The sequence below is a fragment of the Pseudomonas abietaniphila genome (assembly GCF_900100795.1).
Taxonomy (GTDB): Bacteria; Pseudomonadota; Gammaproteobacteria; order Pseudomonadales; family Pseudomonadaceae; genus Aquipseudomonas; species Aquipseudomonas abietaniphila.
The window spans coordinates 1-17,070 of record NZ_FNCO01000030.1 but is presented as its reverse complement, the minus strand read 5'-3'; the positions used below and the strand labels follow the sequence as shown (position 1 = coordinate 17,070).

Below are 17,070 nucleotides of genomic sequence, written 5' to 3'. Positions count from 1 at the left end.
AATCGAATCAATGCCGCACATTTTGATCGTCGAAGACGAAACCATTATCCGCTCTGCCTTGCGTCGCTTGCTGGAACGTAATCAGTACCAAGTCAGTGAAGCCGGATCCGTGCAGGAAGCTCAAGAACGTTTCAGCATCCCCTCGTTTGATCTGATCGTCAGCGACCTGCGCCTGCCCGGCGCACCCGGCACTGAGCTGATCAAGCTCGGCCAGGGCAAGCCGGTGCTGATCATGACCAGCTACGCCAGCCTGCGCTCGGCCGTGGACTCGATGAAAATGGGCGCGGTGGATTACATCGCCAAGCCCTTCGACCACGACGAAATGCTGCAGGCCGTCTCGCGCATTCTGCGTGACCGGCAAACGGTGCAAAGCCTTCAGGCTGAGCGCGTGGCCAGCGGCAAGGCGTCCGCTGCCGACAAGTCGGGACCTGACAACAGTAACGGTGAAATCGGCATCATTGGCTCGTGCCCGCCGATGCAGGACCTGTACAGCAAAATCCGCAAAGTCGCGCCAACCGATTCCAACGTGCTGGTCCAGGGTGAGTCCGGGACCGGCAAGGAACTGGTGGCTCGTGCCCTGCACAACCTGTCGCGTCGCGCCAAGGCACCGATGATTTCGGTGAACTGCGCGGCCATTCCGGAAACCCTGATCGAATCCGAACTGTTCGGCCACGAGAAAGGCGCATTCACCGGGGCCAGCGCCGGGCGCGCCGGTCTGGTAGAGGCGGCTGACGGCGGAACCCTGTTTCTCGACGAAATCGGTGAGCTGCCCCTTGAGGCGCAGGCGCGTTTACTGCGCGTGCTTCAGGAAGGCGAAATTCGCCGTGTCGGCTCGGTGCAATCGCAGAAGGTCGACGTACGCCTCATCGCGGCGACCCACCGGGACCTCAAGAGCCTGGCCAAGGTCGGACAATTCCGCGAAGACCTTTACTACCGTCTGCACGTCATCGCCCTGAAACTGCCGGCGCTGCGTGAACGTGGCGCCGACGTGAACGAAATCGCCAACGCGTTCCTGGCGCGGCAAAGCGCAAAGGCCGGACGCAACGACCTGCGGTTTGGCCCTGACGCCGAGCAGGCGATTCGTCATTACTCCTGGCCGGGTAACGTGCGAGAGCTCGAAAACGCAGTCGAGCGCGCCGTGATCCTGTGCGAAAGCCCGGAAATTTCAGCGGACCTGCTGGGCATTGACATCGAGCTGAGCGACCTGGACGTCGAAGAGTTCATCGGTCTGGCCCCGCAGACCGGTAATTCCGCCAGCTCCACCGCTCATGAGCCCACCGAAGACCTGTCACTGGAAGACTACTTCCAGCACTTCGTGCTTGAGCATCAGGACCACATGACCGAGACCGAACTGGCACGCAAACTCGGCGTGAGCCGCAAGTGCCTGTGGGAGCGCCGTCAGCGCCTGGGTATCCCTCGTCGCAAGACGGGTGTGGCCAGCGAAACCTGAGGTCACCACCCCGCACAAGGCTCTGGCACGCGGTGTTCGGGCCTTGTGAAAAAACTGTTACCTCATTCAGCGACACGTAACAAAGGCCGGGGCGTACGGTAACGTAACCCCGGTTTTTTTCGACCCTCGAAAAATAGCGTCGTTTTGCCACACCCCGTGTTTAAAGGGCTGCAGCGTTTTACACAAAAGTTGGCACGCGTCCTGCTATATGTATTCGTACAAGAACAACAAAAATCAGTCACCCGCAAAACAACACAATAAAAACAAGACGTATCGACTCACGCATAATAAAAACAACACGGCGGAGGCGCAGCTAACTGATTCTTTTGGAGAGGCGTTGCATTTGGGACTTGTCCCGCAACCAGGCCGAGAACAACAAAAAACTACCCTAAGGTAGAGCCTGAACTGGTTGGATCGATTGATTACTGCAGCACAGCGACCAAAGCAATCCGTTTGCTCTTGACTCCCGATTGGGAGGTTTCACAGGCGAAAGCCGTGAATTGGGCGTTCAACAAAAATAAAAAGCCCGACAGACAATAAAAATAAGAGCACGCACTTTGGGGGAGCTTCGGCTCCCCCAGTAGCTTCCAGACCAAACACCCGCCGCAAACCCATTGCGAAGGCGCTTCAAGCCCCGCTCTGCCTGCCCCAAGACTGCCTTCGCGCAGCGTCCTACACCATCCCTCGACTAAATGCTAGAATCCCCGCCCATCATGCGGTCATTCTTCGTAATTGGCCGAATATTCCTTCAAACAGTGCATCCCATGCTGAAGAAGCTGTTCCAGTCATTCCGTTCTCCTCTGCGCAAACCGCAGCAACACGTGCGTACAACGCCCGAAGTGCTCAGCAGCAGCCAGCATTCGTTGCAGCGCACTCAATTCAGCCGCTACGCGGTGAGCATCGTCGAACGCCTGCAAAATGCCGGTTACCAGGCCTATCTGGTCGGCGGTTGCGTACGCGACATGATGCTGGGCATCACGCCGAAAGACTTCGACGTCGCCACCAGCGCCACGCCTGAGCAGGTCCGCGCCGAATTCCGTAACGCCCGCATCATCGGCCGTCGCTTCAAACTGGTTCACATCCATTTCGGTCGTGAAATCATTGAAGTGGCGACCTTCCGCGCCAACCACCCTCAAGACGACGAAGACGAAGACAGCAACCAGTCTTCGCGCAACGAAAGCGGGCGGATTCTGCGCGACAACGTCTACGGCACGCTGGAAGAAGACGCGCAACGTCGCGACTTCACCATCAACGCCCTGTATTACGACCCGGTCACCGAACGCGTGCTCGATTTCGCCAACGGCGTACACGACATCCGCAATCGCCTCATCCGGCTGATTGGCGATCCTCAGCAGCGCTATAAAGAAGACCCGGTGCGGATGCTGCGGGCCGTGCGTTTCGCCGCCAAGCTGGACTTCGGTATCGAGAAACACAGTGCGACGCCGATTCGACCGCTGGCGCCGATGCTGCGTGATATCCCGGCCGCGCGCCTGTTCGAAGAAGTGCTCAAGCTGTTTCTCAACGGTTACGCAGAACCCACCTTCGAGATGCTGGTTGACCTGGAACTGTTCGAGCCTCTGTTCCCGGCGAGTTCCAAAGCGCTGGAGTACAACCCGACGTACACACACACGCTGATCAGCGAGGCCCTGGCCAACACTGACCTGCGCGTAAAGCAGAACAAACCGGTCACGCCGGCGTTTCTGTTCGCCGCACTGCTGTGGCCTGCGCTGCCTGCACGGGTCTTGCGCTTGCAGGAACGGGGCATGCCGCCAATTCCGGCCATGCAGGAAGCCGCGCACGAACTGATCGCCGAGCAGTGCCAACGCATCGCGATCCCGAAACGCTTCACGATGCCGATCCGTGAGATCTGGGACATGCAGGAACGCCTGCCACGTCGTTCCGGCAAGCGCGCCGACCTGTTGCTGGACAACCCGCGCTTCCGGGCCGGTTACGACTTCCTGCTGTTGCGGGAAACCGCCGGCGAAGAGACCGATGGCCTGGGCGACTGGTGGACGGACTATCAGGACGCTAACGAATCGGGTCGTCGCGACATGATCCGTGACCTGGGCAGCAAGTCCGAGACCGGTCAGGGCCCACGCAAGCGTCGTCGCAGCGGTGGCAGCAAGCGCAAGCGCGCTGGCGCGGACGCATCGGAATAACGGGCATGGAACGTGTCTACATCGGCATGGGCAGCAATCTGGCCGCCCCCGCCGAGCAATTGCGCGAAGCGCTCAAAGCGCTTGGGCAACTGCCCCACACCCGCCTGTCGGGCGTTTCTTCTTTTTATGTCAGCGATTCCTTGCTGCCGGGCCAGCCGCGTTACACCAATGCGGTCGCCGCCCTCGACACGGCGCTTGAACCTCTGGCGTTGCTGGATGCGCTGCAAGCCATCGAAAACGGTCAGGGCCGTGAACGCCTGGAGCGTTGGGGGCCTCGCACGCTGGATCTGGACATCCTGCTGTTTGGCGATCGCCTGATCGATGAACCTCGCCTGAAAGTGCCGCATTACCACATGCAGGCGCGGGCCTTTGTGCTCTATCCGCTGGCTGAGCTGGCGCCGGGGATCACCCTCGCCGACGGCCGCGCGCTGGATGGTTTGCTGGCTGCATGCCCGTTCGAAGGGCTGGAGCGTCTCTAACTTCAGTCCGCAGGGCGTATTAGCTGTCTTCCTCAAATCACATGCGCAGCCTCCCCCTAGAGCGCAAGGTGTAGGCGCGCGCTTGCTCTGGGCCGCACTCGGACGATCTGCCGGGAACCGGCAGCAAAACCTGTGCATGCGGTGTGTCAGGACAACCGAGTCGCCTGATTTTGCTACCGCTGCGCGCCAGATCGCGGGACAAGCGCGCTCCTACGGCCTCCGGCCAGAATCAATAACAGACGATAGACCGTCAGATCGCGACCCAGCGGTTATCGCAACTCCGCTTCTGCCCGGAGGGGTGGGGCAGACCGCAATCCCGCTCCTGCCCGGAGGGCGTGGGAGCATTCGGAGGTTACGACGGACGCGATGGAGCGCGCAGCGGTCCTGAAATCATCCAGCGCGGTGTGCCAGGCTGATCGTGTTTGCAGGATTCACTGCCGCTGCGCGCCAGATCGCGGGACAAGCCACGCTCCTACAGTTCGGCATTACGCCCAGCATGGTTCTGACATACGCCCTGCAGCGGTTACCCTCCGGTAACATCCTGTTCAAACCGGTAACACCCGGAATTGACTTCCCGCCCCCTCCTCACGAAGATAAGCGTCCCGAAGCCGGACTACCGGTCTATAGGCGCCAAACAGGTCTTTGCAAACATCGCGAAACGACGATGTGCCTGCGTTTGCAGAATGAATCACGCGTTGCTCGCCGTCGTGTTCACAGCGCCTGAATGAGGACTTTTTCATGCCAGATATCACCGTTACGTCCCTGCTGGGCCTGAAGCAGAAAGGTGAAAAAATCACCATGCTCACCTGCTACGACGCAACTTTCGCCCACACCGCCAGCCAGGCCGGCGTTGAAGTGTTGCTGGTCGGCGATTCGCTGGGCATGGTCCTGCAGGGGCATGACAGCACGTTGCCGGTCACCACGGCCGACATGGCTTATCACGTTGCCAGCGTCAAACGCGGCAATCAGGGCGCATTGATTCTCGCCGATCTGCCATTCATGTCCTGCGCCACCCTCGAACAGACCTTCGCCAACAGCGCGATGCTGATGCAGGCTGGCGCGCACATGGTCAAGGTCGAAGGCGCGGCATGGCTTGCGGAGTCCATTCGGCTGCTGGCCGAGCGCGGTATCCCGGTGTGCGCGCACATGGGGCTTACCCCTCAGGCGGTGAACGTGCTCGGCGGTTACAAGGTGCAGGGCCGTCAGGAAACTCAGGCGCGTCAGATGCGCGCCGACGCCATCACCCTGGAACAGGCCGGTGCGGCCATGATTCTGCTGGAATGCGTACCGAGCGACCTGGCGCAGGAAATCACCCACGCGGTGAAAGTTCCGGTGATCGGCATTGGCGCCGGCAGCGCCACCGACGGCCAGGTCCTGGTGCTGCATGACATGCTCGGCCTGTCGATCAGCGGCCGCGTGCCCAAGTTCGTGAAGAACTTCATGGCCGGTCAGCCTGATATCCAGTCGGCCATCGCCGCGTATGTCAGCGCCGTCAAAGACGTCAGCTTCCCTGCTCCAGAACACGGATTCTCGGCATGAACACAGTAAAAACGGTGCGCGAACTGCGCGCCGCCGTCGCACGCGCCCGCAGCGAAGGCAAACGTATCGCCCTGGTGCCCACCATGGGCAACCTGCACAGCGGCCATACCGCGCTGGTCACCAAGGCCGCTCAACGCGCCGACTTCGTGGTGGCGACCATCTTCGTCAACCCGCTGCAGTTCGGGCCCAACGAAGACCTGGCCACCTACCCGCGCACGCTGGCAGCCGACCAGGAAAAGCTCCTGCAAGCCGGTTGCCACCTGCTGTTCACGCCAACCGTCGAAGAGATGTACCCGCACGGCATGGCCGATCAGACCATCGTCCGTGTGCCCGTGGTGTCGGAAGGTCTGTGTGGCGGCAGCCGGCCGGGTCACTTCGACGGCGTGTCCACCGTCGTCAGCAAGCTGTTCAACATGGTTCAGCCTGATATCGCGATTTTCGGCCAGAAAGACTTTCAGCAACTGGCCGTGGTCAGTGCGCTGGTGCGCGACCTGAACATGCCGATCCAGATCATCGGCGAGCCGACCGTTCGCGCCGCTGACGGCCTGGCGCTGTCGTCGCGCAACGGATACCTCACCGAAGCGGAGCGCGCCACTGCGCCTGCGCTGTATCGCGTGATCACCCACATCGGCGAGGCCCTTCACAACGGCGAACAGAACCATGCTCAACTGCTGGACGACGGCAAGAAAGCGCTCGAAGCCGCAGGCTTTCGCCCCGACTACCTTGAGATTCGCCAAGCCGTGACCCTGCGCCCCGCCACCCCTGACGACCATGATCTGGTGGTCCTGGGCGCAGCGTTCCTGGGCAAGACCCGTTTGATCGACAATTTGCACCTGACCAAGCAGTGACAGGGAGCACAAGGCAGCTATTCGCAACTATGCTCACTAGCCCGAGCACGCGCTTGCGCTAAAAGGCTTCGGCAATGAACTTAGCCACACGAGCAATGCCATACCGGTACAGGTCGCCTGAGACAGGCGACACTACCTTGTGAGAAAAAGTACCGAGCAAAGGTAAAGCAAGGCGCAGACATCGGCCCGTCCGGAGGTTAGGCTTCGGCGAACGCATGCATTCGATCCCGCCTTGGTTTTTCAGTGTCCAAAGGCAGTTCAAGTACAAGGAAACCCGCAGCGATGGCGTACTACCGCACTCCTCATGACGTCACCACCCTGCCCGCCTGGCAGGCGCTCACCGATCACCGCAAAGCCATGCAGAATTTCAGCATGCGTGAGGCGTTCAACGAAGACCCGCAGCGTTTCAGCGAATTCACCCTCAGCAGCGCCGGGCTGTTTCTCGACTATTCGAAAAACCTGATCACTGCAGAGACTCGCCAGTTGCTGGTCAATCTGGCTAACGAAGTGGGTCTGAAAGACGCGATCAAGGCGCAATATGACGGCGAGCTGGTCAATGCCTCCGAAGGCCGTCCGGCGCTGCACACCGCGCTGCGCCGTCCGGTAGGCGACAAGCTGCTGGTCAACGGCGTCAACGTGATGCCGGAAGTGCATAAGGTACTGAATCAGATCACCGATCTGGTCGGCCGTATCCACGACGGCCTGTGGCGCGGTTACACCGAGAAGCCGATCACCGACGTGGTGAACATCGGTATCGGTGGCTCCTTCCTCGGTCCTGAGCTGGTGTCCGAAGCGCTGCTGTCCTACGCGCAAAAAGGCGTTCGCTGCCATTATCTGGCGAACATCGACGGCACCGAACTGCACGAGCTCACCAGCAAGCTGCGCGCTGAAACCACGTTGTTCATTGTCTCCTCCAAGACGTTCAGCACGCTGGAAACCCTGAAGAACGCGACGGCGGCCCGGGCCTGGTATCTGGCGCAGGGCGGTTCGGAAGCCGAGCTGTACCGTCACTTCATTGCGGTATCGAGCAACAACGCAGCGGCGGTGGCATTCGGTATTCGCGAAGAAAACATTTTCCCGATGTGGGACTGGGTGGGCGGTCGTTACTCGCTGTGGTCGGCCATCGGCCTGCCCATCGCCCTAGCCGTCGGCATGTCCAACTTCAAGGAACTGCTGTCCGGTGCTTACACCATGGATCAGCATTTCCAGAACGCGCCATTTGAACAGAACATGCCAGCGCTGCTGGGTCTGCTCGGTGTCTGGTACGGCAATTTCTGGGGCGCGCAGAGCCACGCGATCCTGCCGTACGACCACTACCTGCGCAACATCACCAAGCATTTGCAACAGCTGGACATGGAGTCCAACGGCAAGAGCGTTCGCCAGGACGGCGTGCCGGTCAACACCGACACCGGCCCTGTGATCTGGGGTGGCGTGGGTTGCAACGGTCAGCACGCGTATCACCAGTTGCTGCACCAGGGCACCCAACTGATCCCGGCCGATTTCATCGTGCCGATCGTCAGCTTCAACCCGGTGTCCGACCACCATCAGTGGCTGTACGCCAACTGCCTGTCGCAGAGTCAGGCCCTGATGCTTGGCAAAACCCGCGAAGAAGCCGAGGCTGAATTGCGGGCCAAGGGCTTGTCGGAAGACGAAGTTCAGCGCGTCGCGCCACACAAGGTCGTGCCGGGCAACCGTCCGAGCAACACCATCGTCTGCGAACGCATCAGCCCTCGTCGTCTGGGTGCACTCGTGGCAATGTACGAGCACAAAGTGTTCGTGCAAAGCGTGGTCTGGGGCACCAACGCCTTCGACCAGTGGGGCGTGGAACTGGGCAAAGAGCTCGGCAAGGGCGTCTACAGTCGCCTTGTGGGCACTGAAGAAACCCCGGCAGAAGACGCTTCGACCCAAGGCCTGATCAATTACTTCCGCGGTCGTCACCGCGGCTGATCCTGCCTCAGGCAACACCTCGAAACCCGCTCCCTCGAAAGAGGCGGCGGGTTTTGTGTTTTTTGGGGTTACACAACGAATCCTCTGTAGGAGCGAATTCATTCGCGAAAACCGTTCAGGCAATAGAGATGTATCGCCCGTACGGCCGATTCGCGAATGAATTCGCTCCTACAGGTATTGCGTCCAGATCGAACCCTGACGTCAGGGACTACTCTGATGTCATGCCGCAAGCAAAACAAAAGGGAGACGCCATGTTCGATCTCAGCAAGTATCCCCACGCCGACGCCACCCGTAAGGCTGCCCAACTGAGCGCAGACGACTATCAGCGGCTTTATCGGCAATCCATTGAACAGCCCGATGAATTCTGGGCCGAGCAGGCCAGACAATTCCTCGACTGGTCGACACCCTGGAATGAGGTTCAGCAATCTGACCTCAAGACCGGCACTGCGACCTGGTTCAAAGGCGGCCAGCTGAACGTCAGTTACAACTGCATTGATCGCCATCTGGAAAAGCGTGGCGATCAAGTGGCGATCCTCTGGGAGGGCGATAACCCTTCAGAGTCGGCCGAAATCACCTACAAGAAGCTGCACCACAACGTTGCTCGCCTGGCGAATGTGCTGAAAGCACGTGGGGTCAAGAAAGGAGACCGTGTGTGCATCTATATGCCGATGATTCCGGAAGCGGCTTACGCGATGCTCGCGTGTACGCGGATCGGCGCAGTGCATTCGGTGGTGTTCGGCGGGTTTTCGCCTGACGCATTGCGCGACCGAATCCTCGACGCCGATTGCCAGACCGTGATCACCGCCGACGAAGGCGTGCGCGGCGGCAAGTACGTGCCCCTCAAACAGAACGTCGATAAAGCACTGCAAAGCTGTCCCGACGTCAGCACCGTGCTGGTGGTCAAACGCACCGAGGGCGAGGTGGACTGGGTTGAGGGCCGTGACATCTGGTATCACGAGGCCATGCACGGCACCAGCGACGATTGCCCGCCCGAGCCAATGGACGCCGAAGACCCGTTGTTCATCCTCTACACCTCTGGCAGCACGGGGAAACCCAAAGGCGTGTTGCACACCACCGGCGGTTATCTGTTGCAGGCAGCGATGACGCACAAATACGTGTTCGATTATCGCGATGGCGAGATCTACTGGTGCACCGCCGATGTCGGCTGGGTCACCGGCCACAGCTATATCGTCTACGGCCCACTGGCCAATGGCGCCACTACGCTGATTTTCGAAGGCGTGCCGAACTACCCGGACACCTCGCGTTTCTGGCAGGTCATCGACAAGCACCGTGTGAACATTTTCTACACCGCACCCACGGCCTTGCGCGCCCTGATGCGTGAGGGCCCGAAACCGTTGGAAAGCACCAGCCGGGAATCACTTCGCGTGCTCGGCACTGTGGGTGAGCCGATTAACCCGGAAGCGTGGGAATGGTACTTCCACAAGGTCGGGAAAGAGCGTTGCCCCATCGTCGACACTTGGTGGCAGACCGAAACCGGCGGCATCATGCTCACCCCGCTGGTCAGCACCACGCCACTGAAACCGGGTTGCGCGACCCAGCCGATGTTCGGGGTACAACCCGTGTTACTGGACGACAAGGGCAAGGAGCTCGAAGGCGCCACCAGCGGTTTGTTGGCGATCAAGGCCAGCTGGCCCGGTCAGATCCGGGGCGTGTACGGCGACCAGAAACGCATGGTCGAGACGTACTTCAAACCCTATCCCGGTTATTACTTCACCGGCGATGGCGCGCGCCGCGATCAGGACGGGCATTACTGGATCACCGGTCGTGTGGACGACGTGATCAACGTGTCGGGCCACCGGATCGGCACCGCCGAAGTCGAAAGCGCGCTGGTGTTACACGACAGCGTGGCTGAGGCGGCGGTGGTCGGTTATCCCCATGATGTGAAGGGCATGGGGATTTATGCGTTCGTCACGACCATGGCCGGGATCGAGCCCGACGACGCGTTGCGCAAGGATCTGCTGGCATTGGTCAGTAAAGAAATCGGCAGTTTTGCCAAACCGGAGTTGATTCAGTGGGCCCCGGCCTTGCCGAAAACCCGTTCGGGGAAGATCATGCGGCGCATCCTGCGCAAGATCGCCTGCAACGAACTGGACAGCCTGGGGGATATTTCGACCCTGGCGGACTCGAGCGTGGTGGAGGGTTTGATCGAGAAGCGCTTGAACACCTGAATCACGGCCCCTTGCCTATCGCCAGCATAGCGCGGACGTGTAGGAGCCGGCTTGCTGGCCACAAGTTTGAGGGCTCCCACAGGTCTGAGGTTTGAGGTTTGAGGTTTGAGCGCAAGTTTGCGCATCAACCCGATCCCTGTAGGAGACGTCCGAGGTTACGAGGGCAGCGAATGCGGAGTGTGACTCAGCATCAATGTTGCTGATCCACCGCATTCGTCCGAACGCGGCCCGCACCAAGCCGGCTCCTACAGTCCTGAGACGCCACCCACACAGGCGTCAGACAATTCAATTGAGTACCCATGGAATTCATCCGCACACGCATCGAAACCCAGGTCATGAGCATGACCGGTCTGGCCTTGGGTCAGCTCGACATGGAGAACCCCAAGGGCGATCCCGGGCTGTTCGGGCCGCAGGCGGTGTGCTGGCAGGTGCACGGCGACTTTCCCAGCATGCTGATCGGCGGCATCTGCGCGTTGATGCTGCAGATGCTCCACCCGCGCGTGCTGGCCGGTGTGTGGGACCACTCAAACTTTCGCGAGGACATGCTCGGCCGTCTGCGGCGGACCGGTCAGTTCATCTCGGGCACGACCTTTGGTTCCACCCACGATGCCAACTGGCTGATCGACAAGGTGCGTAGCATTCATTCGCAGATCAGCGGCACCACCCTGGACGGCAGCGTGTACGCCGCGGACGATCCGGAGTTACTGACATGGGTGCATGTGGCGGAAGTCAGCAGCTTCATGGCGGCGCACTTGCGCTACCTGAACCCGGGGCTGTCACTTGAGGATCAGGATCGGTACTACGCCGAAACCGCGCTGGTTGCCGAACGCCTCGGTGCCCAACAGGTGCCACGATCGGCGCAGGACATCGCCCGATATCTGGAGAACATGCGCCCGCAATTGCGGTGCGATGCACGTACACGCGAAGTGCTGCGGATTTTGCAGGGAGCACCGGCCCCCAGTCGCATGGCCAAGCCAATGGGCAACCTGATGATGCGGGCCGGGATGGACTTGCTGCCCGGATTTGCCGGCGACCTGTTTGATATCCAGATGGGCGATTTCAAGCGCAAAATGATCCGTGCCGGCGTGAATCGCACCGCGCCGGTTCTGCGCTGGGCGGTGCGCAATGCCTCGGTTCATCGGGCCAGACGGCGGATGGGTGTGCTGTGAATGATGCCACCTCCTCTTTTCTGTAGGAGCAAGGCTTGTGTCTGGGCCGCATGAAGCAAAACGACAGAGGGCTTAAATTGCCCCCGTCATTCATGCCACCATGTGCGCCCTTGATTCCGCTGTCCCGGACCGTCTTTCTCTTCAGCTTTTAGTCCGGTCCCGGCGGCTAAACCAACAACAGTGAGGATTCGTACCATGCAAGACGTCGTTATCGTTGCCGCAACCCGCACCGCGGTGGGCAGTTTCCAGGGTTCGCTGGCGAACATTCCTGCCGTTGACCTGGGCGCGGCGGTCATTCGTCAGCTGTTGGCACAAACCGGCCTGGACCCTGCGCAAGTCGACGAAGTGATCATGGGCCAGGTGCTCACGGCCGGCGCAGGTCAAAACCCTGCGCGCCAGGCGTCGATCAAGGCGGGTCTGCCGTTCGCCGTGCCTGCGATGACCCTGAACAAGGTCTGCGGCTCGGGCTTGAAAGCTTTGCACCTCGGCACCCAGGCCATTCGTTGTGGCGACGCCGATGTGATCATCGCGGGCGGTCAGGAAAGCATGAGCCTGGCGAACTACGTCATGCCGGGTGCACGCACCGGCCTGCGAATGGGCCACGCGACCATGGTCGACACCATGATCAGTGACGGTCTGTGGGATGCCTTCAACGATTACCACATGGGCATCACCGCCGAGAATCTGTCTGAAAAGTACGGCATCAGCCGTGAAGCACAGGACGCGTTTGCCGCCTCGTCGCAACAGAAAGCCGCTGCCGCCATTGACGCCGGGCGCTTCGTTGACGAAATCACCCCGATCCTGATTCCTCAGCGCAAAGGTGACCCGATTGCCTTCGCCACCGACGAGCAGCCGCGCGCCGGCACCACTGCCGAGTCGCTGGGCAAACTCAAACCCGCGTTCAAGAAAGACGGCACCGTGACGGCCGGTAACGCTTCGTCGCTGAACGACGGCGCAGCAGCCGTGATCCTGATGAGCGCGAAAAAGGCCGAAGAACTGGGCTTGCCGGTGCTGGCACGCATTGCGGCGTACGCCAACGCCGGTGTTGACCCGGCAATCATGGGCATTGGCCCGGTCAGCGCCACCCGCCGCTGCCTGGACAAAGCCGGCTGGTCGCTGGACGAGCTGGACCTGATCGAAGCCAACGAAGCCTTCGCCGCGCAATCGCTGTCGGTGGGTAAAGAGCTGGGTTGGGACATGGAGAAGGTCAACGTCAACGGCGGCGCCATCGCCATCGGCCACCCGATCGGTGCGTCGGGCTGCCGCGTGCTGGTGACGTTGCTGCATGAAATGATCAAACGCGATGCGAAGAAAGGTCTGGCGACCTTGTGCATCGGTGGTGGTCAAGGCGTGGCGCTGGCGTTGGCCCGTTAAACACGAAGGCTCTTGTAGGAGCGCGCTTACCCGCGAAGAGGCCGGTGAATCAGACATAGTTTTGGTGTCTGACCCAAATCATTCGCGGGCAAGCGCGCTCCTACGGCCTCCGGCCAGAATCAAAAGCAATCCGTGTTGATCGTTCCCCCGCTCCGCGTGGGAATGCAGCCCCGGACGCTCCGCGTCACCGCGCGAGCGACGCGGAGCGTCAAGGAATGCGTGCCCACGCGGAGCGTGGGCACGATCACACCGCTCAAACATCACTGCCAACCAAACTTCCTCACGTAGAACCCTTTCACCGCCTGCGTCAGCCCCACATACGCCAGCAAAATCAGCGGCAGGATGACGAAGTACAGCGGTGGCAGCGCCTGCAGTTTGAAGTAGTGCGCCAGCGGGCCCATCGGCAGGAAGATCCCGACGACCATGATCACCCCGGTCATCACCATCAACGGCATCGCCGCACGGCTTTGCAGGAACGGAATCTTCGGTGTGCGGATCATGTGCACGATCAACGTCTGAGTCAGCAGCCCCACCACAAACCAGCCCGACTGGAACAAAGTCTGATGCTCTGGGGTGTTGGCACCGAACACGTACCACATCACCGCAAAGGTCGTGATGTCGAAGATCGAGCTGATCGGCCCGAAGAACATCATGAAACGCCCAACGTCCGCAGGCTGCCAACGCTGTGGTTTTTTCAGCAATTCTTCGTCGACGTTATCGAACGGAATGGCGATCTGCGAAATGTCGTACAGCAGGTTCTGCACCAGCAGGTGCATCGGCAGCATCGGCAGGAACGGAATGAACGCACTCGCCACCAGCACCGAGAACACGTTGCCGAAGTTCGAACTGGCCGTCATCTTGATGTACTTGAGCATGTTGGCGAAGGTACGACGCCCTTCCAGCACGCCCTCTTCCAGCACCATCAGACTCTTTTCCAGCAGGATGATGTCCGCCGCTTCCTTGGCGATGTCCACGGCGCTGTCCACGGAAATGCCGATGTCGGCGGTCCGCAGCGCAGGCGCATCGTTGATTCCGTCCCCCATGAACCCGACCACATGCCCGTTGGCTTTGAGCAGCCGAACGATGCGTTCCTTATGGGACGGGGTCAGCTTGGCGAACACGTTGGTGGTTTCCACCGCCACCGCCAGCTCGGCATCACTCATGCGCTCGACATCGCCACCAAGCAGCAGACCTTGGCGCTCCAGCCCCACTTCGCGGCAGATCTTGGCGGTCACACGCTCGTTATCGCCGGTCAGCACTTTGACCGCGACGCCGTGCTCGGCCAGGGCCTTGAGTGCAGGCGCGGTGCTTTCTTTGGGCGGATCGAGAAACGCGACATACCCGATCAGCGTCAGGTCGCTTTCATCGGCCAGTCCATAAGCATCCTGCCCTTGCTCCATGGAACGCGCGGCCACTGCCACCACACGCAGCCCTTCGTCGTTGAATTCAGCCGTGACCTGCATGATGCGCGTCAGCAATTCAGGGGTCAGCGCTTCGTCCACTTCGCCGTGACGCACGCGCTTGCACACGGCCAGGACTTCTTCCAGCGCGCCTTTGCAGATCAGCAGATGCGCCTGCCCTTGCTCCTGCACCACCACGGACATGCGCCGCCGAGTGAAATCAAACGGCACTTCATCGACCTTGCTGAAGTGGGTGCCGACCCGCAGTTCACGATGGATTTCCACGTGCTCAAGCACGGCCACATCCAGCAGATTCTTAAGGCCGGTCTGGTAGTAGCTGTTGAGGTAAGCCATTTCCAGCACGTCGTCGGACTCATCGCCCCAGACGTCGACATGCCGGGCCAGGAAAATCTTGTCCTGTGTCAGGGTGCCGGTCTTGTCGGTGCACAGCACGTCCATGGCGCCGAAGTTCTGGATCGCGTCCAGGCGTTTGACGATGACTTTTTTGCGCGACAGAAAGACCGCTCCCTTGGCCAAGGTTGAGGTGACGATCATCGGCAGCATTTCCGGGGTCAACCCGACCGCGATGGAGAGCGCGAACAGCAACGCCTCCATCCAGTCGCCCTTGGTGAAACCGTTGATGAACAGCACCAGCGGCGCCATCACGAACATGAAGCGGATCAGCAACCAGCTGACTTTGTTGACCCCGGCCTGAAAGGACGTCGGCGCGCGGTCGGTGGCGCTGACCCGTTGAGCCAAGGCGCCAAAATAGGTGTGATTGCCCGTCGCCAGAATCACCCCGGTCGCCGCTCCCGACACCACGTTGGTGCCCATGAACAGGATGTTTTCCAGGTCCAGCGGGTTGCCGGTATCGCCCTCCTGCCGACGCGCGAATTTTTCCACCGGCATCGATTCACCGGTCATCGCCGCCTGACTGACGAACAGATCCTTGGCACTGAGCACGCGGCAATCGGCGGGGATCATGTCGCCAGCCGACAGCACGATCAGGTCGCCTGGCACCAATTGCTTGATGGGCAATTCGATGCGCTGTTTGCCGCCGCCGTTGGCCTGCGCGTCATCCTGCGATACCTCAGCGCGACGCATCACGGTCGCGGTGTTGCTGACCATGGCTTTCAGCGCATCGGCTGCCTGATTGGAGCGGGTCTCCTGCCAGAAACGCAGCAGCGTCGAGAGCACCACCATCGAGAAGATCACGGTGGCGGCTTTCATGTCCTCGGTCAGCCACGAGATGAAGGCGAGCAAGGTCAGCAGCAGGTTGAAGGGGTTCTTGTAGCAGTGCCACAGGTGCACCCACCACGGCAGCGGTTGTTCGTGCTCGACTTCGTTCAGGCCGTGCTGGTCGCGCAACGCCAGGGCTTCGGCTTCGGTCAGGCCTTCGGCATGACTGCCCAGACGCGTCAGCAGTTCGGATACGTCGCTGGTCGCACCCCGGGTCAAGGTTTGCGCCAGCGTTGGCGGGACTTCGCGGCTGACGGTGGCGTCGGTCACGCTGTCGAGCATCGCCAGCCGGCGAAAGTGCCGGCCAAAATGACGGGTGCGCAGAAAGCCTGCGAAAAACTCTCTGAGGAGGGCGAGCTTCAGGGTGGTGAACTTCATGGCTGTGTCCCCTGGACTGAAGGGCTGACGACTAAAAGGCCCAGGCAGGTACGGCCGACCGCACGTGAAGCTCCGCAAGGAACGACACGCAAGGTATGGCCCGCGACCGTGAAGGCCGCGCGGGTGTAACGTCAGGAAGGGGACAGGGCGCTCCATCTGCAACGGCCCTGCTCGCCGGTGGTCGCGACCTCAAGGACGCCACCACCGGTATGCAGGACTGCTACGGGAGTAAAAGCACTGCCGTTTCTCGCGATTGTCGGCGAGCGAACGGCAGCAAAATGACTGCGCGTTAACTCGCCGAGAATGGGCCGGTCATCGAAACCGGCTGACGTCTGTCACTCGAACAAGTACCCACTGTGGGTCTCCGCATTGGTTGAAAACGGGCGAAGAATACGCCCGGCTTTCAGGAGTGTAAACGGCCATTACGCGCCTGCCAGGACTATTGCGCGGGGCTTCAGGAAAGGTTCAGGAATGGGTAAAAAACGGCCATTGCAGGCGCGCGCTTGCCCGGGATGGCGGTGTATCAGGCGACCTGTTTTTTTCAGATAAATCGCATTCGCGGGCAAGCGCGCTCCTACAGGGGCTGCGGTAGGGCAATCCCTTTTTTAGCGCTTGATCTATCGCAATCGCCAGCGAGCCGGCTACAGGTCGGAACGCCGCGCATCTGTCTGTGCAACGAGTCGCTTCCCTAAAATCTGAAGCCTGGACACTGATGAGTGGGCCGACGCTGTTCCTGTGGGAGACGTCCGAGGTTACGAGGGCAGTGAAAGCGGCGTGTCGGTCACCGCCGATGTACCTGTCCCACCGCATTCGCCACTGTCGTAACCTCCAGCAGCTCCTACAGGTCTCGCGGCAGTCAGACACCTTGGTCTGCCCGATCTGGGCGTGAGTCTTCCAAC

General features: G+C 60.6%; 10 protein-coding genes. 9 read left to right on the top strand and 1 reads right to left on the bottom strand.

All coding sequences use genetic code 11. The features are described 5' to 3' along the window. Positions 1–10: 10 nt before the first annotated feature. The 9 genes from BLS87_RS32250 to BLS87_RS32210 all read left to right on the top strand — a co-directional run bounded on the left by BLS87_RS32250 (position 11) and on the right by BLS87_RS32210 (position 13,154). A complete protein-coding gene (locus BLS87_RS32250) occupies positions 11–1,450 on the top strand; it encodes a sigma-54-dependent transcriptional regulator (RefSeq protein WP_074759221.1) in 1,440 nt (479 codons plus the stop codon). Positions 1,451–2,214: 764 nt separating this feature from the next. Further along, positions 2,215–3,609 (top strand): polynucleotide adenylyltransferase PcnB, encoded by a 1,395-nt coding sequence (locus BLS87_RS32245; protein ID WP_074759219.1) that lies wholly within the window; start codon positions 2,215–2,217, stop codon positions 3,607–3,609. Positions 3,610–3,614: 5 nt separating this feature from the next. After that, complete coding sequence (folK, locus tag BLS87_RS32240; protein ID WP_074759217.1) at positions 3,615–4,088, top strand: 2-amino-4-hydroxy-6-hydroxymethyldihydropteridine diphosphokinase; 474 nt, start codon at positions 3,615–3,617, stop codon at positions 4,086–4,088. A 738-nt stretch (positions 4,089–4,826) separates the two neighbouring features. Beyond that, on the top strand, positions 4,827–5,627 hold the full coding sequence (panB, locus tag BLS87_RS32235) for a 3-methyl-2-oxobutanoate hydroxymethyltransferase (protein ID WP_074759215.1): 801 nt from the start codon (positions 4,827–4,829) through the stop codon (positions 5,625–5,627). Beyond that, on the top strand, positions 5,624–6,475 hold the full coding sequence (gene panC, locus BLS87_RS32230) for a pantoate--beta-alanine ligase (RefSeq protein ID WP_074759213.1): 852 nt from the start codon (positions 5,624–5,626) through the stop codon (positions 6,473–6,475). Before panB ends, panC begins: the two co-directional genes overlap by 4 nt. A 282-nt stretch (positions 6,476–6,757) precedes the next feature. After that, positions 6,758–8,422 (top strand): glucose-6-phosphate isomerase, encoded by a 1,665-nt coding sequence (gene pgi / locus BLS87_RS32225; RefSeq protein ID WP_074759211.1) that lies wholly within the window; start codon positions 6,758–6,760, stop codon positions 8,420–8,422. Positions 8,423–8,673: 251 nt separating this feature from the next. Beyond that, the gene (acs, locus tag BLS87_RS32220; RefSeq protein WP_074759209.1) at positions 8,674–10,611 is read left to right on the top strand and encodes an acetate--CoA ligase; all 1,938 of its coding nucleotides are present in this window, start codon (positions 8,674–8,676) and stop codon (positions 10,609–10,611) included. A 299-nt stretch (positions 10,612–10,910) separates the two neighbouring features. Then, positions 10,911–11,780 (top strand): oxygenase MpaB family protein, encoded by an 870-nt coding sequence (locus tag BLS87_RS32215; RefSeq protein ID WP_074759207.1) that lies wholly within the window; start codon positions 10,911–10,913, stop codon positions 11,778–11,780. Positions 11,781–11,975: 195 nt separating this feature from the next. Next, entirely contained in the window at positions 11,976–13,154 is a 1,179-nt protein-coding gene (locus BLS87_RS32210) for an acetyl-CoA C-acetyltransferase (protein WP_074759205.1), read from the top strand. Positions 13,155–13,414: 260 nt separating this feature from the next. Here BLS87_RS32210 and mgtA read toward each other — a convergent pair whose 3' ends face one another. After that, complete coding sequence (gene mgtA, locus BLS87_RS32205; RefSeq protein ID WP_074759262.1) at positions 13,415–16,156, bottom strand: magnesium-translocating P-type ATPase; 2,742 nt, start codon at positions 16,154–16,156, stop codon at positions 13,415–13,417. Positions 16,157–17,070 lie beyond the last annotated feature (914 nt).